17 protein-coding genes are annotated in these 21,839 nt (G+C 70.9%); 9 read left to right on the top strand and 8 right to left on the bottom strand.

The window, feature by feature from the left end; translation table 11 throughout:
- Positions 1-14: 14 nt before the first annotated feature.
- The 4 genes from ACIP8Z_RS07455 to ACIP8Z_RS07440 form a co-directional block, all read right to left on the bottom strand.
- On the bottom strand, positions 15-854 hold the full coding sequence (locus ACIP8Z_RS07455; protein WP_402079935.1) for an SDR family oxidoreductase: 840 nt from the start codon (positions 852-854) through the stop codon (positions 15-17).
- A gap of 166 nt (positions 855-1,020) precedes the next feature.
- A complete protein-coding gene (locus tag ACIP8Z_RS07450) occupies positions 1,021-2,625 on the bottom strand; it encodes a GMC oxidoreductase (protein WP_402079932.1) in 1,605 nt (534 codons plus the stop codon).
- Positions 2,626-2,792: 167 nt separating this feature from the next.
- A complete protein-coding gene (locus ACIP8Z_RS07445) occupies positions 2,793-3,710 on the bottom strand; it encodes a cyclase family protein (RefSeq protein WP_402079930.1) in 918 nt (305 codons plus the stop codon).
- A gap of 32 nt (positions 3,711-3,742) precedes the next feature.
- Entirely contained in the window at positions 3,743-5,272 is a 1,530-nt protein-coding gene (locus ACIP8Z_RS07440; RefSeq protein WP_402079927.1) for a gluconokinase, GntK/IdnK-type, read from the bottom strand.
- 227 nt (positions 5,273-5,499) lie between these two features.
- On the opposite strand from ACIP8Z_RS07440, the gene ACIP8Z_RS07435 reads away from it, so the two are divergent.
- The 3 genes from ACIP8Z_RS07435 to ACIP8Z_RS07425 all read left to right on the top strand — a co-directional run bounded on the left by ACIP8Z_RS07435 (position 5,500) and on the right by ACIP8Z_RS07425 (position 11,239).
- Positions 5,500-9,234: a S8 family peptidase gene (locus ACIP8Z_RS07435; RefSeq protein ID WP_402079924.1), complete on the top strand. Its 3,735-nt coding sequence runs from the start codon at positions 5,500-5,502 to the stop codon at positions 9,232-9,234.
- Between the two features lie 137 nt (positions 9,235-9,371).
- Positions 9,372-10,361: a transcriptional regulator TrmB gene (locus ACIP8Z_RS07430; protein WP_402079922.1), complete on the top strand. Its 990-nt coding sequence runs from the start codon at positions 9,372-9,374 to the stop codon at positions 10,359-10,361.
- 263 nt (positions 10,362-10,624) lie between these two features.
- Positions 10,625-11,239, top strand: a complete 615-nt coding sequence (locus ACIP8Z_RS07425) for a universal stress protein (RefSeq protein ID WP_402080809.1) — start codon at positions 10,625-10,627, stop codon at positions 11,237-11,239.
- Between the two features lie 95 nt (positions 11,240-11,334).
- Here ACIP8Z_RS07425 and ACIP8Z_RS07420 read toward each other — a convergent pair whose 3' ends face one another.
- From ACIP8Z_RS07420 to ACIP8Z_RS07405, 4 genes are all read right to left on the bottom strand, one after another.
- A complete protein-coding gene (locus ACIP8Z_RS07420) occupies positions 11,335-12,078 on the bottom strand; it encodes an amino acid ABC transporter ATP-binding protein (RefSeq protein WP_402079920.1) in 744 nt (247 codons plus the stop codon).
- Positions 12,075-12,983: an amino acid ABC transporter permease gene (locus ACIP8Z_RS07415; protein ID WP_402079918.1), complete on the bottom strand. Its 909-nt coding sequence runs from the start codon at positions 12,981-12,983 to the stop codon at positions 12,075-12,077. Before ACIP8Z_RS07415 ends, ACIP8Z_RS07420 begins: the two co-directional genes overlap by 4 nt.
- Positions 12,984-12,993: 10 nt before the next feature.
- The gene (locus ACIP8Z_RS07410; protein ID WP_402079915.1) at positions 12,994-13,869 is read right to left on the bottom strand and encodes an ABC transporter substrate-binding protein; all 876 of its coding nucleotides are present in this window, start codon (positions 13,867-13,869) and stop codon (positions 12,994-12,996) included.
- Positions 13,870-14,079: 210 nt separating this feature from the next.
- Positions 14,080-14,916 carry an SAM hydroxide adenosyltransferase gene (locus ACIP8Z_RS07405; protein WP_402079913.1) on the bottom strand — a complete coding sequence of 279 codons (837 nt, stop codon included), beginning with the start codon at positions 14,914-14,916 and terminating at the stop codon, positions 14,080-14,082.
- A 496-nt stretch (positions 14,917-15,412) separates the two neighbouring features.
- Between ACIP8Z_RS07405 and ACIP8Z_RS07400 the strand changes: the two genes are divergently transcribed.
- From ACIP8Z_RS07400 to ACIP8Z_RS07375, 6 genes are all read left to right on the top strand, one after another.
- The gene (locus tag ACIP8Z_RS07400; RefSeq protein ID WP_402079910.1) at positions 15,413-15,634 is read left to right on the top strand and encodes a hypothetical protein; all 222 of its coding nucleotides are present in this window, start codon (positions 15,413-15,415) and stop codon (positions 15,632-15,634) included.
- Between the two features lie 260 nt (positions 15,635-15,894).
- Positions 15,895-16,713 carry an inositol monophosphatase family protein gene (locus ACIP8Z_RS07395; RefSeq protein WP_402079907.1) on the top strand — a complete coding sequence of 273 codons (819 nt, stop codon included), beginning with the start codon at positions 15,895-15,897 and terminating at the stop codon, positions 16,711-16,713.
- A 55-nt stretch (positions 16,714-16,768) separates the two neighbouring features.
- Positions 16,769-17,365 (top strand): NADPH-dependent F420 reductase, encoded by a 597-nt coding sequence (locus ACIP8Z_RS07390; protein ID WP_402079905.1) that lies wholly within the window; start codon positions 16,769-16,771, stop codon positions 17,363-17,365.
- 288 nt (positions 17,366-17,653) lie between these two features.
- Complete coding sequence (locus ACIP8Z_RS07385) at positions 17,654-18,655, top strand: helix-turn-helix domain-containing protein (protein ID WP_402079903.1); 1,002 nt, start codon at positions 17,654-17,656, stop codon at positions 18,653-18,655.
- Positions 18,656-18,920: 265 nt separating this feature from the next.
- The gene (locus tag ACIP8Z_RS07380) at positions 18,921-20,642 is read left to right on the top strand and encodes a hydrogenase maturation protein (protein WP_402079901.1); all 1,722 of its coding nucleotides are present in this window, start codon (positions 18,921-18,923) and stop codon (positions 20,640-20,642) included.
- A gap of 34 nt (positions 20,643-20,676) precedes the next feature.
- Positions 20,677-21,759 carry a hydrogenase expression protein HypE gene (locus ACIP8Z_RS07375; RefSeq protein ID WP_402079898.1) on the top strand — a complete coding sequence of 361 codons (1,083 nt, stop codon included), beginning with the start codon at positions 20,677-20,679 and terminating at the stop codon, positions 21,757-21,759.
- The last annotated feature ends 80 nt before the right edge of the window (positions 21,760-21,839 follow it).

Below are 21,839 nucleotides of genomic sequence, written 5' to 3'. Positions count from 1 at the left end.
GGGCCGGGAGACGGTCATCCGCCCGTGGCGAAGCCCGGGAAGAGGGTCATGCCGCCGTCGACGTACAGGGTGGTTCCCACCACGTAGTCCATGAGGTCGGAGGCGAGCGCGACGACGGCGTTCGCGATGTCCTCGGGATCGCCGATGCGGTCGTACGGGATGAGCCGCAGGAGGTCCTCACGCGCTTCCGGCGTCTCCCAGGCCGCGCGGTTGATCGGCGTCCTGATCGCCCCCGGGGCGACCGCGTTCACCCGGATCTTCTCGGGTGCCAGCTCCTGGGCCAGGGTCTGCATCATCATCTGCACCCCGCCCTTGGAGGACGCGTAGTTGACGTGCCCCGACCACGGGATGACCTGGTGCACCGAACTCATGCAGATGATCTTCCCGGCGGAGCGGGAGACCTCGGGGACCACGCCCCGGCGCCGGAACTCCTTGGCCGCCTCCCGGGCGCACAGGAACTGACCGGTGAGATTGACGTCGATGACCTTCTGCCACTGAGCCAGCGTCATCTCCGTGAGCCGGGCGTCCCGCTGCAGTCCCGCGTTGGCCACGAGAACGTCGATGGTGCCGAACTCCTGGACCATCCGGTCCATCATGGCGACGACCTGGTCCTCCTGGGACACGTCGGCCTCGTACGCCGCGGCGCGCACCCCGAACGAGGCGATCTCCGCGGCCACCTCCTCGGCGGCCTCACGCCCCGCCACGTAGTTCACGACCACGTCGGCACCGGCTCGGCCCAGACCGATGGCCGTGGCCTTCCCGATGCCCGAATTGGCGCCGGTGACCAGAGCCTTCTGGCCGTGCAGCAGACGCGCCGGGATCACATCCCGCGGTGCCCCCACAGTGGAATCCATTCCCTGCCTCCTCGCTGGGCGGTCGCCCCGGGCCCGGCTCCGGCGCGGCCGGGCATCTCACGCAATCACCCGATGAGGCGGTCGGCATCTCCTCCGCATCGCCTTTGGGCCGTTGAGCCCAGCATCTTCGTCCGGACGGACCACCCCAGGCCGGGCCGCGCCGGTCTCAGCCCAGCCGGGCCGCGAGGTGGTCCCCGACGCGCAGGGCATTGGCGATGGCCGTCAAGGACGGGTTGACCGCGCCGATGCTCGGGAAGAAACTCGTGTCGACGACGTACAGGTTGTCGAGGTCGTGCGCCTTGCAGTTCACGTCCAGCGCGGAGGCGGCGGGGTCGGTGCCGAAACGAACGGTGCCCGCCTGGTGCGCCGTCGCACCGATCGGCATGCCCTTGTGCAGATAGATGCTGCGCGACAGCAGGTGATGCTCGTGCATGCCGAGGTGGCCCAGCATTCCCTGCAGCTTGTGCCTCAACCGCTTCAGGCCCTCGATGTTGTTCTTCTCGTCGAGCGTGAGACGGATGCGGGCGTCGCCGTCGAGAGTGACCCGGTTGTCGGCGAGGGGAAGATCCTCACCGCACAGCCAGAAGTCGACGGCGTGACGCGCCAGCACCTCGAACGGCATGTCGGGTGTCACCGCACCGGCCCATCGGGGGGCTTCGCCGTGGATCTGCTCGGCGTCCGACTTGCCCAGCATCTGGATGCCGCCCAGCGGGAAGTCCCAGTCGTCCGCGCCGAGGTACCAGTCGTTGACGGCGAGGGTCTTCTGGAACCGGGTGTCATTGGGTTCCTTCGACACCGCCATCAGAGCGAGGTTGTTGTGCCGCATGTAGAAGCGGCCGACCACGTCCGAGCTGTTGGCGAGGCCACGGGGGTGGTGGTCGTTCGCCGAGGCCAGCAGCAGCGCCGCGGAGTTGACCGCCCCGCAGGAGACGACCACGATGTCCGCCGTGTACCGGACCTCCGAACCGTCCGGCAGCCGGCCGACGACCGCGCTGACCCTGCGTCCCCGGGCATCCGTCTCCAGACGGACCACCTGGGTGTGCGTGACCATCTCGACGTTCGGGTGCTCCAGGGCCGGTTCCACACAGATCACCTCGGCGTCGGACTTCCCGCGCACCAGACACGGAAAGCCGTCGACCCGGTCGCACCGGATGCAGACGCTGGAGTGGGTGGCCCGCCCGCCGTTCTCCTGGCTCAGATCGACGCCGATCGGCAGGTGGAACGGGTGCAGGCCGCGCCGCTCGAGATCGTCGCTCAACTGCTGGATGCGCGGCTCGTGCTCCACCGGCGGATGGGCGTACTGCGCGCTCACCGGACCTTCGCCGGGATCCTCGCCGTGCCGACCGTGGACGAGGTAGAGGTGCTCGGCCCGCGTGTAGTACGGCTCCAGATCCTCGTAGCGGATCGGCCAGGCGGGCGAGATGCCGCCGTGATGACGGATCTCGCCGAAGTCCTCCGGACGCAGCCTGAAGAGGGCGGCCCCGTAGAACTTGGTGTTGCCGCCGACGTAGTAGTTGACCTCGGGCGGGAACTCGTCGCCGTTCCGGTCCAGCCAGAACTCCGGCGCGCGGTACTTGCCCCTGACGAACACGGCCGTCGAGTCCCAGTTGTCCCGCTCACGCGGAAGGTGGCCGCCGCGTTCGACAAGGAGGACGCGCTTGCCGGACGGCGCGAGCCGATGGGCGAGGGTGCCTCCGCCGGCGCCGGTGCCGATGATGATGACGTCGAAGTGAGTGGCGTCGCCCACGGCGACCACCGTCCTTGGAATCATGGCCCCGACCTGATGTCAGGCACCTGGCACCCCGCGGGCGGGGGTCCGGCCGGCCCACCTCCCTCGAAAGTAGCCGCCCTCCTCGTGGACGGCGACCGGAGCGGGGCCCTGGCAGGCGGGGGCCTTCCTCGCAGCACCGCGGCGGTCCCAGGCGCCGCCGGGCCTGTTCACAGCACCGCGATGGGGTTCACGGGCGACCCCGTGGCACCGGTCAGCCGCAAGGGGGCGACCGCGCAGAGGAAACTCCAGCGCCCGGCCTGCGCGCAGACCGGGACGAGGTCCTCGAACCGCAGGTAGTCCATGAGAGGGACCCCCAGGGCGTGGATGGCAAGGACGTGCACGGGGAAGGCGACGCCCTCCACGACGCTGGGTGCGGTGTCGTTGTTGCCGTCTCCGCCCAGAACGGAGACCTCGCGCTCGGCCAGGAACTCCACGGCGGTCGGGTGAAGACCCACCCGTGCCGCGGCCGAGTCCCACGGCCCGAGTTCGTCGCGCCGAAGACGATGCCCCACTCTGACGAACAGGAGGTCGCCCGGTCCGACACGGACCCCCTGCGCGGCCTCGGCGGCCGTCAGGTCGCCCGAGGTCACATGGTCGCCCGGGTCCAGCCAGGGCACGCCGCGCAGCCGCGGGATGTCCAGCAGGACACCGCGGCCGACGATGCCGTTCCCGAGCAGGTCGACGGAGAGCCGACGGGCACCCTCGGCCGTCACGGTGCTCGCGGGCACCCCGCCGTAGAGCTCTCCGTCGAACACCACATGACACAGGGCGTCGAGATGACTGTCCGCGTCACCGTGCACGTTCATGGCGAAGCGGTCGGTGGCGAAGTGGAGTCCGTCGGAGCCGAGCTCGCGCGGGCCCGGGCTCGTCATGCGGTGCACGGCGGGCACAGGGTCGTCGGGGGCCGGTACGGTCTCGATGGGAGCCGCCATCGACACGGTGCGTCCGATACGGACCTCGGAGGCCGCCGACGCCACCCGCTCAGGTGTCAGATGGCGGAGCGTCCCGCACCGGCCGTCCACCGCCGGAGGCGCCGCCTGGTTCCGGAGCCGTTCGTGGAGCGCCCGGAAATCGTGCGCGGTCATGTCGCCCGTCCTCGACGGTTCCACGGACGGGGTCACGAGTATCCCCAGGGGCTCAGGCCCCAGCGGAGCACGTGGGTCGCGCCCGGTTGCAGGACGGTGAGGTCCGCGCCGCTCCGGAAGGCGTCCGGCGGACAGGACATGGGCTCCACGGCGACTCCCCGTCGCCGGCGCTCGGGTTCGGCCAGGGTGTCGCCCGTGTACACCTGCACCCAGCGGGTGCCGTCGCCCAGCCAGAGATCGACGCCTCGCAGTCCGGAGGGGTGCGCCAGCCGCACGACCGCCCGCCCGTCATGATCGCGCTCGAGCCCGGTGAACGCGGTGTCCAGCCGCAGGTCGCCGATGGGGCGGGGAGTGCGGAAGTCGTACGCGGTGCCGTCGACGGGCGCCTGGCCGATGGGCAGGCCCCTGTCGTCGGTACGCAGCAGGGTCCGCGCGGGAAGCGTCAGCACGACGCTGTCGACGAGATCGGTGCCGACCGTGAGATAGGGATGCTGGCCCACACCGTACGGCGCGGGTTCGGTACCGCTGTTGGTGGCCCGGACCGTGGCCCTGAGCCCTTCGGCCCTCAGCCGGTACTCGACACGGACGTCGAGGAGGAACGGATATCCGGGCTGGGGACAGAGCGTGGTGCCGAGCATCAGCGAGTCATCGGTGCGGGCGAGTGGCTCCCACAGGGTCCAGCGCAGCAGTCCGTGGATCGCGTTGTCCTTCTCCACCTCGGTCAGGGGGAGTTGGAGATCTCTGCCGTCGAAGCGGTAGCGTCCGCCGCCCACGCGGTTCGGCCAGGGGACGAGCAGTTGCCCGCGCCCGCCCGTGATGGTGGACCCCGTGGAGAACCCGTCCAGCACAGGTCGGCCGTTCACGACGTACGCGCGCAGGGCCCCGCCCAGCTGGACCACTTCCGCGCTCTGCTCGCCCCGGACCAACCGCCACGACCCTCCTGTGGGGCTGGGGGACGCGGAAGAGCCGTCGCGCGCGGCGGTGCGGACGGGCCGCTCCGTGCCCGGCCCTTCCCCCGGTGCCCCGGCAGGGGGTTCCCGGCGCATCAGCGACAGCACGGCCGTGACGACGGCCTCCGGAGGCCGGTCGATCTCCACCACCAACGGGTGTTCGTCGGGCTCCGGCTCCTGGAGGACCGCGAGCTGGCTGTCCAGCAGGCCCGCCGGGAAGAAGTGACCGTGGCGCGCCCCGAGCCGCGACTCCAGGAGCTCGCGCGAGCCGTGCAGGTACACGAGGACCGTGCCGGGACGCCCTGCCAGCAGCGTGTCCCGGTAGTGACGCTTGAGCGCCGAACAGGCGACGACGGCCCGCTGACCGGCCGCGGTCGCCCGGTCCATCCACGCCCCGATCGCCTCCAGCCACGGCTCCCGGTCGCTGTCCGTGAGGGCATGGCCGGCGGCCATCCTGGCGCGGTTGCTGTCGGAATGGAACGCGTCCGCGTCCCGGTACGCCCAGCCCAGCCGCTCGGCGAGAAGACGCCCCACCGTCGACTTGCCCGACCCGGCCACGCCGACGACGAGAACCAGCCGCGGCGACTCACCTGTCGCTTCCTCGCGCGCCATGGCCTGACAAGCTCCTCCATGTCGTCTGCCCGCCGGGGCGTCTCCGTCCGGCGGGTCGGATATCTCCAATCTGACCCCCGTCGTCGTCCGCCGCATGTCGGTACCCGCGACCTGCCACGTCTTTCCGCCCGGAATCGCGCGGTTCACGGTGACAAGCCTTTGCCATGGCGAGGACTTGCCGCCATCAGGCCTTCACGACGGTGTGCACCGGTCGATAGACCCATGCCATGAACTCCCCTTCTCATCCCTCTGCCTTCCGGCGCGGACGCCGGCAGCTGATCGCGGCGGCCACGGTGGTGCCCCTGCTGGCCTCGGGGCTCCTAGCGCTGCAGGCACACGCGCAGGCGGCTCCGGCCAGGCCCACCGTCCCCGCCAAGCCCTCGGCGACCCACAAGGTCACCCTGGTCACCGGCGACGTCGTCACGGTCACCACGACGGCCGACGGCAAGCAGATCGCCGAAGTCGACCGGCCCGACAGCGCCGTCGGCGGCGTGAAGCTCCAGGAGATCATGGGTGACCTCTTCGTCATCCCGGACGAAGCGGCGCCGCTTCTGGGTGCGGACACGCTGGACCGCCGGCTGTTCAACGTCACCGACCTGATCGAGATGGGGTACGACGACGCGAAGGCGGCCGCGGTCCCGCTGATCGCGACGTACACCCAGCCGAAGTCCCGCGCGGCCGTCGAACCCACTGCCCCCCGGGGCAGCAAGCTGACCCGGAAGCTCAAGGGAATCCGAGGCGCCGCGCTCAGCACCGAGAAGCGGCAGACCCGCACCTTCTGGAACGCCGTCGCGCGGCAGGGCAGCCCGTCGCTGGGCGCGGGTGTGGCGAAGCTGTGGCTCGACGGCCGCGTGAAGGCCAGTCTGAAGGAGAGCGTGCCGCTGATCGGCGCGCCCGAGGCCTGGGCGGCCGGCTACGACGGCAAGGGCGTCAAGGTCGCCGTGCTCGACACCGGCATCGACGTCAACCACCCCGACTTCGCCGGCCTGATCGACGGCACGGCGAGCTTCGTGCCGGGAGAGGCCGTCACCGACGTCAACGGGCACGGCTCGCATGTCGCCGGCACGATCGTCGGTTCGGGCGCCGCCTCCGGGGGTGACAACAAGGGCGTCGCCCCTGGCGCCGACCTGTTCGTCGGCAAGGTGCTCGGCGGCGCCGAGGGATACGGCCAGGACTCCTGGGTCATGGCCGGCATGCAGTGGGCCGCCGAATCCGGCGCGGACGTCGTCAACATGAGCCTCGGCGACTCCTACCCGACCGACGGCAGCGACCCGATGTCGCAGACGGTCGACGCGCTCTCCGCGCAGTACGGCACGCTGTTCGTCATAGCCGCCGGCAACTCCGGCCCGGAGAGCATCTCCGCCCCGGGCGCGGCCGCCTCGGCGCTGACCGTGGCGGCCACGGACAAGCAGGACCGACTCGCGTCCTTCTCGAGTACCGGCCCGCTGGCCTACTCCGGCGGCATGAAGCCGGACATCGCGGCGCCCGGCGTGGACATCACCGCGGTCCGCTCCCAGGAGATGACCGGCGGCGGCGAGGGCCTGTACCGCACCATCAGCGGCACCTCGATGGCCACCCCGCACGTGGTCGGCGCGGCGGCGATCCTGGCCCAGCGGCACCCGGACTGGACCGGCGCGCAGCTCAAGGAACACCTGATGAGCACCGCCAAGGGCCTGGACGGCGGGTACTCGCCGTACGAGGTCGGCACCGGCCGTCTCGACGTCGCCGCCGCCGTGCGCACCACGGTCCGCGCCACCGGATCGCTCTTCTTCGGCAACTACACCTGGCCGCACGAGACCAGCGACGGCGCCGTCACCGAAGACCTGACCTTCACCAACACCGGCTCCGCCGACGCCACGCTGAACCTGGCGCTGTCCGACGACGGCGGCCCGTTCACGCTGGGAGCCACCACGCTCACCGTCCCCGCGGGCGGCACCGCCGCCGTCCCGGTGACCGGTGACCCGCGAGCCGTCTCGGCAGGCCGGCACGTCGGCTACGTGACAGCCACCGACGCCGCCACCGGGCAGCCGGTGACCCGCACGTCCGTGGCGCTGCTCAAGGAGGAGGAGCGCTACGACCTGAACATCAAGCTGGTCGGACGGGACGGCAAGCCCGGCGCCGGCTGGGTCACGATCAACCTGGCCGGCGACTTCTGGCCGTGGCAGGTCTACGTCGACGGCTCGACCACCATGCGCATGGCACCCGGCCTGTACACCGTCGCGGGGTACCTCGACGTGGCGGGCGAGAAGGCGGACCGCTCGGGTCTGGCCGTGCTCGTCGACCCGGAGACCGTACTCAAGGACGGCTCCGCGGACGTCGTGCTGGACGCGAGCAAGGCACGTCTCCTCCAGACCGAGGCCCCGGAGCGCACCGAGGACCGTCAGCGCAAGGTCGACTTCAACGTCCACTACGCGGGCCTCGACCCGTACACGGACTACCGCAGCGCGTACGTGCTGCCGCCGACGTACGACGACGTCTACGTCGCGCCGACGGAGCCGATGAAGCAGGGCGAGTTCATGCTGGTCACCCGCTGGCGCAAGGGCGAGCCGCAGCTCGGCCTGAGCGCGTCGGGCGGCCGACTCCCGTTCGAGGCGCGGGTTCAGGCGGGCAGCGCGCTGGGCACGGGCACGGACACGCTGCCGGCCGTCTACGCGGGCAACGGAGCGGCCGACGCGTACGAGAAGGTCACGGCCAAGGGCCGGATCGTCGTCGTCGAGCGGAGCGACGAGGTCACGCCGCAGGAACGAACCGAGGCCGCGGTCGCGGCCGGCGCCAAGGCGCTGATCGTGGTCAACGACGGTGTCGGTGGCCTGATGGAGTACGTCGGTGAGTCGGCCATTCCCGTCGCCACCGTGCACCGCGACGCGGGCAAGGGCCTTGTGGCGATGGCCAGGACAGGCGTCCTCAAGCTGACCGTGACGCAGACCGAGCACACGCCGTTCGTCTACGACCTGACCCGGAACTACCCCGGCCAGGTGCCGGACCGTGCCCTGGTCTACAAGCCGAGCAAGGGTGACCTCGCCAGGATCGACGCCCGCTACTACGCGGCGGCCGGCGGACGGCTCGCGGAAGGGTACCGGTCCGACTTCACCCTCAGCCCGTCGTTCAACATGCCCGAGCTCGAGCGGCACCCGGGCACCCGCACGGAATGGGTGACTCCGGGCCAGGTCTGGAGGGAGTTCCACACGCAGGGCGTCGACGGACCGCTGCCGTGGTCGATGGTGTCGGGCGACAACACCTACGCCAAGGGCAGCACCACGCGACTGGACTGGTTCGCCCCGGCGGTCCGGCCCGCCCAGAGCGAGTCCTTCGGCGTGTACAACTCCCGCTGGCAGAACTACATGACCTGGAACGTGCAGGCGTGGGCCTCGGCCAGCGACACCATGCGTCTCGGCGGCTACCTCCCGTGGGGCGAGACGCCGTCCCATCTGCGGATCTTCCAGGGCGACACCCTGATCCACGACAACCCCGTCAGCGGGGACATGCAGTGGGTGGAGGTACCGGCGGGCAACCGCCCCTACCGCGCGGTCCTCGACGTGGAACGGCCCGCTGACGCCTTCCGGCTGTCGACGCGCACCCACACCGAGTGGACCTTCCTGTCCGACACCGTCGACTCGGACTTCTTCGAGCCGTTCTCGGTGCTGAACCTGGACTACAGGCTGGAGACGGACCTGCACGGCGACGTCAAGGCCGGCACGACCCAGAAGATCACGCTCAAGCCGGTGTCCATGGACCTCGGCACCGTGCCGGGCACCGTCACCAAGGTGAGGCTGGACGTCTCGTACGACGACGGCGCCGACTGGCAGAAGGTGACCTTGGCCAAGCGGGCCGACGGCACCTGGACGGGTTCGTTCAGGACGGCCAGGAAGCCCGGCGGCTTCGTCTCGCTCCGCGCGAGCGCCGGGACGGACAGCGGCTTCGGCGTCAGCAACGAGATCATCCGGGCGTACGGTCTGCGATGAACCGCACCGTCGGGCCCCGGGGCGGCGACTCCCCGGGGCCCCTCCCCTCGGACCCGCTCCCAGCAGGGACTGTTCAAGGTCTGCCGCCTTGGCGCATACTCTCACCGCTGCGACAAGCGGAGGAGAGTCGACCGCCGATGCTGGATGTTCTTGGCCTCGATCCCGACGACGAGCGGGTCTACCGGGCACTGCTCGGACGGCCGGACTCCACCGCGGTCCTCCTCGCCGACCTCACCGTCCTGTCGCAGGCCCACGTGGACAAGGCGTTGTCGCGCCTCGTCGAGTGGGGACTGGCGACCAGGTCGGCGGACGAGCGGTTCACCGCCGCGCCGCCGGCCATGGCCCTCGGCGCCCTCATCAGCCAGCGCCGGGACGGCCTGCGCATGGCCGAGCACGCCTTGGCGGCCTTCGCCGAGGAACACCGGGCGGCGATGACCGGGAGCAGCATCAGCGACCTGATCGAGGTCGTCACAGGCGTCGACGCCATCCGGCATCGATTCCTCCAGGTACAGCAGGCGGCCCGCACGCAGGTCCGCTCCTTCATCACCGCGCCGTTCGTCGCCCTGCCACCCGACGAGAACACGGCCGAACCCGTGGCCATCGGCCGGGGTGTGCACTTCCGCGCCGTGCTGGACCGGGCCGTACTGGCGGAACCCGGCATCGTCGACGACGCGATCGATTCCCTGGGGAAGGGCGTGCACCTGAGGGTCGCCGACGAACTGCCGATGAAACTCGTCCTGGCCGACGCCGACCTCGGACTCGTCCCGCTCGCGGTCACGGCGGCGGGAGAACCCGGTGCCGTGCTGCTGCACCGCAGTGGTCTCCTGGACGCGTTGGACGCGCTCTTCGAGACGGTGTGGCGCACAGCCCGCCCCCTCGAACTGGGCAACGGCGGAGAGACCGATCCGACCGTCGAGGTCGGTACGGAGGGTCCCACCGACCTCGACCGAAGGATTCTCGCCCTGCTCCTGGCCGGCCTGACGGACCTCACCGCGGCGACACAACTCGGTCTGTCGCCGCGTACGCTGCACCGGCGCCTGCGTCACCTCATGGACCTGGCCGGAGTCAGGACCCGGATGCAGCTCGGAGCCCACGCCGTCCGAAGCGGCTGGGCGGAAGTTCCCTGAACGAGCGGGTCCCCCGTACCGCGAAAGAGCGGGCGTCCCGGCGGCCTCCGCCGGACGGAGTACTTCGGCAGCGTCGCCGAACGCCGTACACACCATTGCTTCACCGACTCGGTAGCTTCCCGACCAAGTGCCCTCGCACACGGATGCCCATCGGCGCCCGGCGAGGGCCTGTCGACGATGGCCCGAGACGAGGAGAGCAGCGTGTCCCGACCTGTCACTGTGGGAGTGGACGGCTCTGAGGATCCCGGCAGCCGGACCTCGCCCTGACCGCTGACGAGGTGGAGGACGCGCCCGTCAGCGTGCTGCTCGGCGCCGCCGCCGAAGCGGAGATGCTCGTCGTGGGCTCCCATGGGCTGGGTAGCGTCCGCGGGTTCATCGTCGGTTCGGTGGGACAGGAGGTCGTCGCGGAAGCACGGCGCCCTGTGGTTCTCGTTCGCCCCGGATACGAGAAGGAAGGCTCCACTGCGTCCGGGAGCGACAGCCGCCGGAAAGTGGTCCTCGGCCTGGATGTGAACGAGGTCAAGGACGAGCTCCTGAACTTCGCGTTCGATTTCGCCGGGCGGCACCGCGTCCCGCTGGAAGTGGTGCACACGTGGCACGAATCGTTCGTCCACCACCCCGGGGCTGCCGCGAAGGACGAGAGGGCGGCAGCGCTCGCCGACGCGATTCGGCCGTTCCGGGACAGGTTTCCGGAGACGGAGGTGGTCGAGGTGTCCGCTCACGGACGGGCAGCCGAGCACCTCATCGAGGCCGCGTCGGACGCCCGCCTCGTGGTCCTCGGCCGGCGAAGGGCAGCCAGGGGCGCCCACATCGGATCGGTCACCCACGCCGTCATCCACCACGCCTCCTGTCCTGTCGCGGTCGTACCGCACACCTGACGGGGGCTGGAGCCGGCGCTCCACCGGACGGAGGAAGCCGGTCCCTCCCCGCGGCAGGGGGAGGGACCGGCTTCCGCGATCCTCGGGAGACGGCGCTAGGAACGGTCGAGCGCGCGGGCGAGGAAGCGCCGCGTGGCCTGCTCCCGCGGAGCGGTGAGCACCTGCTCCGCGGTGCCCTGCTCCACGATCACGCCGCCCTCCAGGAAGCAGACCCGGTCCGCGACCCTCCGCGCGAAGTCCATCTCGTGGGTGGCCATCAGGATGGTCAGGCCGCGCCGCTTCAGGTCGGCGACGACGTCCAGGACCTCGCCGACCAGTTCGGGGTCGAGGGCCGAGGTGATCTCGTCGAAGAGCAGCACCTCCGGCTCGGTGGCCAGGGCGCGGGCGATCGCCGCCCGCTGCTGCTGTCCGCCGGAGAGCCGGTCGGGATGTTCGTGCGCCTTGTCCGCGAGTCCGAGGCGGTCGAGCAGCTCGCGGGCCGAGGCCTCGGCCTTCCTGCGTGGGACGCCGTGGACCTGGCGGGGCGCGAGCGTGATGTTGTCCAGCACGCTCAGATGCGGGAAGAGGTTGTACGCCTGGAAGACGATGCCGATCCGACGGCGGGCGACGTCGGGGTCGAGACGGGGATCGGTCAGCTCGGTCTCGCTCAGGTGGACGGTCCCGTCGTCGACGACCTCCAGCAGGTCCACACAGCGCAGCAGGGTCGACTTGCCCGAACCCGAGCCGCCGATCAGACAGACGACCTGGTGCTCGGCGACGTCCAGGTCGATCGAGCGCAGCACCACGCGCTCCCCGTACTGCTTGCGGAGGCCGCGGATGCGCAGCAGCGGCTCGCTCATCGGACCGCCCCCGCCCAGGTGCGCTGGGCCGCCCGCCGCTGGAGCCGGTCGGCGAAACGGGTCAGCGGGATGGTCACCGCGATGAACAAGAGGGCCGCTCCCAGGTACGGGGTGTAGTTGAAGTCGTAGTCCGCCTTGATCTGCGCGGCCCGCAGCGCTTCGAGCGGACCGAGGACGGCGACCAGTGCCGTGTCCTTCTGCAGGGCGATGAAGTCGTTCAGCAGGGGCGGCAGCACGTTGCGCACGGCCTGCGGCAGGACGACGTGCCGCAGGGTCTGCCGCTCGTTGAGGCCCAGGGCCCGGGCGGCGTTCCGCTGGGCCGGGTGGACCGAGTTCAGCCCCGCGCGGAACACCTCGGCGACGTACGCGGTGTAGGAGAGGGTGAGGGCGATCACGCCGAGGAGCCAGGGCTCGGAGGGCGTGCCCTGCAGTTGCAGCGCCGGCAGTCCGAAGCCGACGAGGAAGACCAGCAGCAGGGTCGGTACGCCGCGGAAGACGTCCACGTAGACCGTGGCGGCGAGCCGCAGCGGCTGGAGACCCGGTGCGCGGGTCACCCGTACCAGGGCGATCAGCAGCCCCAGGACGAGGATCAGCACCTCGGCGACGAGGAACATCTGGATGTTGAGCCAGAAGCCCCGGAGGAGGTCGGGGAAGGCGGAGCGGAGCTCGGCGCCGTCCAGGAACAGACTGTCGACGCGCTCCCAGCCCGGTGAGGCCACCGCGGCCGCGCCCACCGCCACCAGGCCGAGCAGGGTGCAGAGGGCGGAGACCCAGGTGTGGCGGCGCTTGCGGGAGCGGCGGTACCGCTGACGCTCCCGTTCGTGGTCGCTGGGCCGGTAGCCGGTGTCGGGCGTGCCCGGAGAGGTGGCCGCCCGGTCCGGTGCGGCCGTCTTGCTGATGTCCACAGCCGGCCCGTTATCGCTTCAGCTCGGGGACGTTCGCCGAGGCGGAGAGCCACTGCGTGGTGAGCCTGGCGAGCGTGCCGTCGGCCCTGAGCTTGTCGAGTGCCCGGTTGACGCAGGAGGTGTACCCGCTGTTCTTCGGCAGCAGCAGACCGAACTTCTCGGGGGTGCCGCCGGCGTAGCCGAACTGGCCGACGATCTCGCCGTTGTCCAGCTCCGCCCCGGCCAGGTAGAAGACGGTGGGCAGGTCGGTGACGATCGCGTCGATCTGACCGTTCCGCAGCGCGGTGACCTCGTCCTTGGTGGTGCTGAAGACGCTCGGCTGCTTCGAGGGCTTGATCTGGTCGAGCACGGCCTGGTAGCTGGTGGTCGCGACCTGCACGCCGATCCTGGCGTCCTTGAAGGCGCTCAGGGACGTGGCCTTCGCGAGCGCGGATCCGTCGAGCGCCAGGATGGCCTGATTCGCCGTGTAGTAACTGGTGGAGAAATCGACGGCCTTCGCGCGCTGCGGCGTGATGGAGATCTGGTTGATGTCGAAGTCGAAGGCCTTGGGTCCGGGGGCGTACGAATGGGCGAAAGGCTCGACGACCCATTTCACCTGGTCGCGTTCGAAACCCAGCTTTTCGGCCACCGCATAGGCCACGGCGCTTTCGAAGCCCTTTCCGTTCGACGGGGTGTTGCTGTCGAACCACGGTTCATAGGCCGGGGAGTCGGTCGCGACCGTGAGCCGGCCGCGCTTGTGGAGGCTCGGGCTGTCCGTCGTGCACACGGCGGCGTCCTTGGAGCCGGCCGCTCCGGGGGTGTTCTGCGGCTGCGGCGCGCAGCCGGCCGCAGCCAGCGCGACGAGGGCGGCGGCGGAGGCCGTCAGGGATATGCGGGTACGGGACATCGGAGGTCCTTAGGGAGAAGTCCGGGAAAGGTACGGGAAAGAGGGCCGGTGCGGTGTGCTCAGCGACACAGATCGGCTGCACAGCGCACGTTGTCCACGTGGCGGCGGCGTACCAGCAGGAGAGTTCCGGACATGCTTTTCAGCATTCCGGTTCACGGAGACCGGCGTCAATCGGGAACACCGTTGCCTGGGTAACGCGTTGATAACATGTCAGCTGGTGAGATGGAATACCCGGTCGCCTTGGCGCAGTCCGAATGCCTCCGCCGCGGAACCGCCGCGGACCACGAGTTCGGCGAATCCGACCCCGGAACTTCCGACGGTGATTCCGGGCTCGCCGAGGGGAACGTCGGGGAGTCGGTCGTAACAGCGCACCCGGATGTCGCGGCCGTCGAGCCGGTTGCGTACGAGAAGGCTCTCGGCGGTTCCGTAGCCGGGCAGTTCGGCGGCCGGGCGGTCCAGCTTGCAGTTGCCGAAGTTGTCGACGACGGCGATCCGCACGTCATCGGCGACGGACGGGCGCACCGCCGTCGGCCGCGCGGGAACGGGGTGGCCGTCCACCAGCCAGCGGGCCAGCAGGGGCGCGTACCAGAGGCTCCGGAACTGGGTGCGCACCATCTCCTCGATCTCGGCCGGCGTCAGCTCGGCCCAGTCGGCGGCGGCGGCTTCCAGCGCCTCGCGGACATCGGTGACCTGGACCTCCGTCAGACCCAGGTAGGTCGCGAGCGGGGCGAGGACCCGCTGGTTCAGCGTGCTGACGACCAGATGGTTCCCGTGACGGAAGGAACAGAAGGGCACACCGTTGGGCCAGTGCCCGTCCCTCGGCGCGATGTTGACGAGGACCACGACCGGTCGGCTCGGGCCGCCGATCAGGTCCGTGGAGCGGAGGAGGTCGAGCAGGGTGAGGGCGGCGGCGCCCTCCGGGTCCGGCCCGCCGAGCGGCAGGACGGTCGGCGTGGAGCCGAAGAGGGCGGCGATCCGGGTGGACTGGCGGGCGAGCGCGTTGGGGTCGGCGCAGTCGGTGAGGGAGACGACCGGGGGAAGGGGCATGGCGGTACTTCGCCCTTCTGTCGAGGGAGGACACGGGGTGGGTGGGGTGCGAGGCGCAGATCCGACGGGCTCGGTGGCGGGCTGGGACGACAAAAAACGGACCCTCCGTCTCCGGAGGGTCCGTCGCGTCCTGCGCGCACACGGCTTCGCTAGCGAAGCGCCTCCGGGGGCGGGGGCATCATTCGCATCATGGCGAGGGTGGCGGTGTGCTGCATGAGGTGCACGCTAGCACCGGGTGGAATCGTCCCAGACGCCGTTCCACATAGTGGACACCCCTTTCCGGTCGCCCGCGGTCTGTCGGCGGCCGCCCGGCGCGTACCAGCGGCCTGACCCCGTGCTGTGTGACGCCGACCGTCCGGCCGCTCGTATGGCGCTGAGGTTCCGAACGAACGTCGCGGAGGTTCAAGAGCGTGCGGTGTCGGGATTCCTAGGATTCGACGGCAGAAGGGAAACCAGGGCTGTTCCTGGACGGGTACACACCAAGGACGAGAAGCGCGTGAAGCAGGAGCAGTCCAGCCGCATGGCCGCCACCGCAGGTACCGGCACCGACATGGGCATCCCCGACAGGGTGATCGGCAGTGGCCGGACCGGGCGCGCCCGGTCCCGCCGGATCAAGGTGATCGTTCGCCACCGGGCCACCACGGTGCCCGTCAGCACCGGCAGCGCGCGCAGCCTGCCTCCGGGCAGTCCTGCTCCACTGGAGCCCGCTCGCTGCTGATCAGCCGGTTCCACGCCTTCTGCGCGCCGGGCCCGGAGACGCCCGAGCGAGGCACAGGGCCGATCTGAAGAGAGCCTCATCCCCTCGTCGTGCGCCGCACGCGGCCCAGTCTCCGGCTCACCGTGGGGCGGTGACGTGCAAGCCCTTCGAGGGCTCACCGCGCGGGCGGTGACGTGCAAGCCCTTCGAGACGAGAGCGTGAGAAGAACGCGCGGTTCGGCCCCGAACGACCCCATCACCCCCTCAGACAGGAGCACCACCATGTCCGAAACGCTTCAGACCACTGACACCGCCACCTCCGACGCCGACCTGCTCGACCGCACCGTGATCGCCGTGCGCGCCGCCGGTGCGGCGCTGCGCGAGCGCTTCGGCGATGTGGTCCGCTTCGAGACCCGCGAAGAGCTGGTGCAAGCGCTCGCCGTCAACGACAGCACGGCACTCGACATCCTGCGCCCTCGTCTGACGAGCTTGCGCCCGGCGGCCGGCTGGGTGGAGGACGAGCTGGACGGCGGGGCGCTGCCGCCCGGCGAGTGGTGGGTCGTGGACCCGGCCGAAGGCAACGTCAACCACCTGCACGCGCTGCCGGACTGGGCGGTGACCGCAACCCTCGTACGGGAGAACAAGCCGGTACTCACCGTGGTCCACCTGCCGTTGACCGGCGAGACCTACACCGCGCTCACCGGCGCCGGGGCCCACCTCGACGGCCGGCCGCTGCGCGTCTCCGGTACCGCGGACCTCGGCCTGAGCATCGTGGCCACCAGCCAGGCCCGGCCGGACGAGGACGAGAAGGTCGTGCGGCGCGTCGGCTCCTCGATCACCGCGATGCTCTTCGACGCGCTCGTCGTCCGCACCGCCGTGCCCGCGACCCTGCACCTGACGAACGTGGCCGCCGGCCGGATCGACGCCTTCTGGCAGTTCGCCGGCGCCCGAGCTGACCTGCTGCCCGGCGCGCTGCTCGTCACCGAGGCCGGCGGACAGATCTCGGACGCCGAGGGCCGCCCCTGGACCCCGCAGAGCGACAGCTTCCTGGCCGCCGCGCCCGGTGTCCACGCCGAGGCCGTCGCCACGCTCTCCCGCTGACCCCGCGCACACACCCCGCGCACACACCCCGCACCCACGCAAGGACCACATCACCATGACCACGATCGCAGTACTCGGAAACGGCCGCGTCGGCGGCAACCTGGCCGCGGCCCTCACCCGGGCCGGGCACGAGGTGACCGTCGCGGACCGCGCGCCGGGGGCCGCCGCCGACGCTGCCCGGACGGCCCGGATCGTCATCAACGCCACCCCGGGCGCCGGCTCCCTGGAACGTCTCGCCGCCCTGCGCGACGAGCTGCGCGGCACGATCCTCATCGACGTCTCCAACGCCACCACCGACGGACCGGACGGACTGCCCGCCGACCTCATCCACCCCGGCTCAAGCCTCGCCGAACAGCTCCAGGAAGCACTCCCCGAAACGCACGTCGTCAAGACCCTCAACACCATGCTCTTCCCCGTGATGACCGCGCCCGCCACGCTCACCCAGACGCCGACCGCCTTCCTCTCCGGCGAGGACCCGCAGGCCAAGCGGACCGTCAGTGAACTGCTCGTCGACCTCGGCTGGCACAAGGAATGGATCACCGATCTCGGCGGGATCCGGACCGCCCGTGCCACGGAGGCCGCGATACTTTTCGTCCCGCACGTGATCCGGTCCACCGGATTCACCCCCTTCGCGATCTCGATCGCCCGCTGACGGCCGAGCCGCGCAGGCTGCGGGTGACCGGAGCCGGTACCGGCACGGATGGGGCCCGGTGGGACACGATCGCGGCCGCCCGGGGCGAACCGAGCTCCGCGGCGCGCACTCGGGCGATCAGCTCCGCTCGCCGAGCCAGAAGTACCAGCTCCGCCTCTCGACCGCTGCAACGCGAGCCGTCCATAGGAAGATTGGCACGGCGTCCACATGAGTCATGGGGGCGTCCTGCGGACCACGATCACCACAGGACGGCGTGTGAAGCAGCGAGTACGAGGGGGTCGGCGAGGGATGCACGGTACGGGAGCCGAGGTCGACGGCGCGCGCGGGGTGTTCGCGGTGGACTCGACCACCCCGGGCTCCGCACCGGGGGGACTCGACGCCTTCCGGCGCGGGTGGGAGACACAGGTCGGCGACGATGTCTTCCAACTGCCGGCCTTCAGCCCGGACACGATGGGTGACTTCCGGGTCAAGGGCAACGTGGCCAAGGTGCACGGCGCGGCGATCGCCGATCTTCACGCCGCGTCGGCAACCCGGACCGCGGACGTCCCGGGCGGCGATCAGGATCTGGTCGCCATGTACGTCGTGCGGCGCGGCGCGTGGACTCTGGGCGGCCCGCCCGGTCACGGCGACCAGACCGTGTCGGCAGGGCAGTTCCTCGTCCGGCACCTCGGGCGCCTGACGGCCTTCGAGACGACGGCGCACCTCACGGCGAAGTTCCTCGTCCTGCCCCCCGACGAGCTCAAACCCCTGCTCGGGAACCGGGTCGTCACCGGGCCGGCGGACTCGGCCGAGATGCGCTTGCTGACGACCCTCGCAGACATGATTCACAACACCGTGGCCGACCTCGGCCCGGCCGGTGTGGCAGCCGCCCAAGGGACCCTGATCGAGCTGACCAAGGCGGTGGCCAAGGGCCGGTTCGACGACGTGGAACCCCGGCTGGCTCCCGCGCTCACCCAGGCGGCCAAGGACCTCGCGCAGCGTCGGCTCGCTGATCCCGAACTTTCTCCGGCGATGCTCGCGCGTGAACTCAACGTCTCCGTCCGGACGCTGCACCGGGCATTCGCCGCGGTGGGGGAGCAGGTGACCACCTACATCCGCCACCGGCGACTGCATGAGGCCCGGCTCGCCCTTGCCTCGCCGTCAGGGCGCCTGAGTATTTCGGAACTCGCCGCACACTGGCAGTTCGCGGACGGCAGTCACTTCACCCGAGCCTTCAAGAAGCGCTACGGCCAGACCCCCACCGAGTACGCCCGCTCGGCGGAAGCGGCCTCGCTCGCAGCGGACCGGTGACCCCAGCGAAGCCACCCGCATGGCGCACCGGACATCGCCCTCGTGCCGCCGGGAGGAGCTCCGCTCTTCGCCGAGCCGCGTGGCGCGTCACCCGGGTGTCGCTCCGCCGGGACGGGCCGCCAATCGGTCGGACACACACCTCTAACGGGTGAGGTGAGAGCCCCGTCGCCCTCCTCCCCGGCCCGCGGTGTCCGAGGATCGCAGGCGGTCGGTGGACGGCCCTTCCGGGGCCGTTCCATCCACTGCAACCCCGGAGGGTCCGTCCATGCGCATCCTGCTCGTCGCCAGCAGCTTCAACAGCCTCACCCAGCGCGTCCTGGTCGAGCTGGGCGACCGCGGACACACCGTTCCCGTGGAGGTCACCCCCGACGGGGCCGCCGTCCGCGAGGCCGTGGCGCGCCACGCACCCGACCTGGTCGTGGCCCCCCTGCTGAAGGCTGTCGTCCCCCGTGACGTGTGGACGGCGCACCGCTGCCTGATCGTGCACCCGGGGCCCGTGGGCGACCGTGGCCCGTCCTCGCTCGACCACGCCATCCACGACGGGGTCGAGGAGTGGGGCGTCACCGTCCTCCAGGCCGACGAGGAGATGGACGCGGGCGACGTCTGGGCGACCGCCGCCTTCCGCGTCCCGGAGGTCGGCAAGAGCGATCTGTACCGCAACGAGCTGTCCGACGCCGCCGTGGCCGCCGTACTGCTCGCCGTCGAGAGGGTCGCCGCCGGCGCGACACCGCGACCCCAGACCGGCGAGGTCCGCGCCCGTCCCGCGGTCCGCCAGGAGGAGCGGCGGATCTCGTGGGACGAGGACACCACCGAGACCGTGCTGCGCATCCTGCGGGCCGCCGACTCGCAGCCCGGTGTGCCGGACCGGCTGCTCGGCGCCGAGTGGTTCCTGCACGGCGGCCACCCGGAGGACGGTCTGCACGGGCGGCCCGGTGCCCTGCTCGCCACCCGGGCGGGCGCGGTCTGCCGCGCCACCGTGGACGGCGCGGTGTGGATCCCCGAGCTCCGCGCCCGCACCGGCCGCGGCATGCCGCGGGCCTGCAAGCTCCCCGCCACCCTGGCCCTCGCCGGCCGGCTGCCGGAGCTCCCCGAACTGCCGGCGCCCGCCGACCCGGCGCCGGGCCGGAGGACCTGGTCCGACATCCGGTACCGCGAGCAGGGACCGGTCGGCGTCCTGTCCTTCGCGTTCCCCGGCGGGGCGATGAGTACCGACCAGTGTCGCCGCCTGCTGGACGCGTACGAGACCGCACGCGGGCGTCCCACCTCCGTCCTGGTACTCGGCGGGCAGCGCGACTTCTTCTCCAACGGCATCCACCTGAACGTCATCGAGGCCTCCGCCGACCCTGCCGCAGAGTCCTGGGCCAACATCAATGCCATGAACGACCTGGTCGAGGCGGTTCTCACCACGACCGACCGACTGGTCGTGAGCGCGATCGGGGGCAACGCCGCCGCCGGCGGGGTGATGCTCGCCCTCGCCGCCGACGAGGTCTGGTGCCGTTCGGGGTCGGTGCTCAATCCGCACTACCGGCGCATGGGTCTGTACGGATCGGAGTACTGGACCCGCACCCTGCCCGGAAGGGTGGGCGAGGCCCTGGCCGCACGCCTCACCGAAGAGGCGCGACCGGTGTCCGCCGCGGCATCGCTGGACATGGGCCTGGTCGACCGGGTCGTCGACTGCGGACCCGGGGAGTTCACGGCCGAGATCACCCGATCGGCCCTCCGTGTGGCATCCCGTAGCGGGCTTCAGTCGCGGATCGCGGCGAAGAAGGCGGAGCACGAGCGCCTGGAGTCCGTCGTCCCCCTTGCGGCCTGTCGTGAGCAGGAGCTCTCCCGGATGCGGTCGATCTTCGACGACCCCGCCGCGAGCTACCACGCACGGCGCCGGGCCTTCGTCCGGAAGGAGGTCCCCGAGCGGAGCTCCGGGACGGTCCGGGTGCGGGCCCGGGCGGATCGGCCGACTGTTGAGCAAGACCTAGGCCTGACATGAGGCCTTCGCCCCATCCCTCCTCAGGAGGCGACGCATGAGCGCAGCAAAGCCGGCCCCGGTCGAGGACCAGGGTGCCGAACCCGGCAGCGAAGAGAAGCCGATCCACATCCTCTGGATCAACGCGGGTCTGAGCTGCGACGGCGACTCGGTGGCCCTGACCGCCGCCATGCAGCCCAGCATCGAGGAGATCGCCCTCGCGGGGCTGCCCGGGCTGCCCAGGATCGCGGTCCACTGGCCGCTGATCGACTTCGAGTGCGGTCCGGTGGGCGGCGCCGACACGTTCATCGAGTGGTTCTTCAAGGGGGAGCGGGGCGAGATCGACCCGTTCGTGCTGGTCGTCGAGGGATCCATCCCGAACGAGGCCATCAAGCAGGAGGGCTACTGGAGCGGCTTCGGCGACAACCCGGAGACCGGTCAGCCCATCACGACCAGCGAGTGGATCGACCGGCTGGCACCCAAGGCCCTCGCCGTGGTCGCGATCGGCACCTGTGCCACGTACGGCGGCATCCACGCCATGGCGGGGAACCCGACCGGCGCGATGGGTCTCCCGGACTACCTCGGCTGGGACTGGAAGTCGCATGCCGGCATTCCCATCGTGTGCGTGCCCGGCTGCCCCATCCAGCCGGACAACTTCGCGGAGACGCTGACCTACCTGCTCTATCAGGCGGTCGGCTCCGCGCCCATGATCCCGCTGGACGACAAGCTCCGTCCGACCTGGCTGTTCGGGGCGACCGTGCACGAGGGCTGCGACCGGGCCGGCTACTACGAGCAGGGCCAGTTCGCCTCGACGTACGACTCACCCAAGTGCCTGGTCAAGCTCGGCTGCTGGGGTCCGGTCGTCAAGTGCAACGTCCCCAAGCGCGGCTGGATGAACGGCATCGGCGGCTGTCCGAACGTCGGCGGCATCTGCATCGCGTGCACCATGCCCGGGTTCCCGGACAAGTTCATGCCGTTCATGGACGAACCTCCCGGCGGCAAGGTCTCCAGCACCGCCAGCGGCGTGTACGGCTCCGTCATCCGCCGCCTGCGGACCATCACGGCCAGGACCGTGGACAAGGAGCCGAAGTGGCGGCACACCGGCGAGCGCATCACCACCGGCTACCGGCCGCCCTGGTGACGCGACGCCCCCGCACCACCCCCGCACGACCCCCCATCCACCCCACTGTTCGCGAAGTCGAAGAGTTGACGAAGGGCACC

The sequence above is a fragment of the Streptomyces sp. NPDC088553 genome, assembly GCF_044752965.1.
Taxonomy (GTDB): domain Bacteria; phylum Actinomycetota; class Actinomycetes; order Streptomycetales; family Streptomycetaceae; genus Streptomyces.
This window is presented reverse-complemented; position numbering and strand designations above follow the sequence as displayed.

Bases quoted from the DNA above. Each gene is read 5' to 3' on its own strand.
- ACIP8Z_RS07455 (WP_402079935.1), bottom strand. From the start codon at position 854: ATGGATTCCACTGTGGGGGCACCGCGGGATGTGATCCCGGCGCGTCTG.
- ACIP8Z_RS07450 (WP_402079932.1), bottom strand. From the start codon at position 2,625: ATGATTCCAAGGACGGTGGTCGCCGTGGGCGACGCCACTCACTTCGAC.
- ACIP8Z_RS07445 (WP_402079930.1), bottom strand. From the start codon at position 3,710: ATGACCGCGCACGATTTCCGGGCGCTCCACGAACGGCTCCGGAACCAG.
- ACIP8Z_RS07440 (WP_402079927.1), bottom strand. From the start codon at position 5,272: ATGGCGCGCGAGGAAGCGACAGGTGAGTCGCCGCGGCTGGTTCTCGTC.
- ACIP8Z_RS07435 (WP_402079924.1), top strand. From the start codon at position 5,500: ATGAACTCCCCTTCTCATCCCTCTGCCTTCCGGCGCGGACGCCGGCAG.
- ACIP8Z_RS07430 (WP_402079922.1), top strand. From the start codon at position 9,372: ATGCTGGATGTTCTTGGCCTCGATCCCGACGACGAGCGGGTCTACCGG.
- ACIP8Z_RS07420 (WP_402079920.1), bottom strand. From the start codon at position 12,078: ATGAGCGAGCCGCTGCTGCGCATCCGCGGCCTCCGCAAGCAGTACGGG.
- ACIP8Z_RS07410 (WP_402079915.1), bottom strand. From the start codon at position 13,869: ATGTCCCGTACCCGCATATCCCTGACGGCCTCCGCCGCCGCCCTCGTC.
- ACIP8Z_RS07405 (WP_402079913.1), bottom strand. From the start codon at position 14,916: ATGCCCCTTCCCCCGGTCGTCTCCCTCACCGACTGCGCCGACCCCAAC.
- ACIP8Z_RS07395 (WP_402079907.1), top strand. From the start codon at position 15,895: ATGTCCGAAACGCTTCAGACCACTGACACCGCCACCTCCGACGCCGAC.
- ACIP8Z_RS07390 (WP_402079905.1), top strand. From the start codon at position 16,769: ATGACCACGATCGCAGTACTCGGAAACGGCCGCGTCGGCGGCAACCTG.
- ACIP8Z_RS07385 (WP_402079903.1), top strand. From the start codon at position 17,654: ATGCACGGTACGGGAGCCGAGGTCGACGGCGCGCGCGGGGTGTTCGCG.
- ACIP8Z_RS07380 (WP_402079901.1), top strand. From the start codon at position 18,921: ATGCGCATCCTGCTCGTCGCCAGCAGCTTCAACAGCCTCACCCAGCGC.
- ACIP8Z_RS07375 (WP_402079898.1), top strand. From the start codon at position 20,677: ATGAGCGCAGCAAAGCCGGCCCCGGTCGAGGACCAGGGTGCCGAACCC.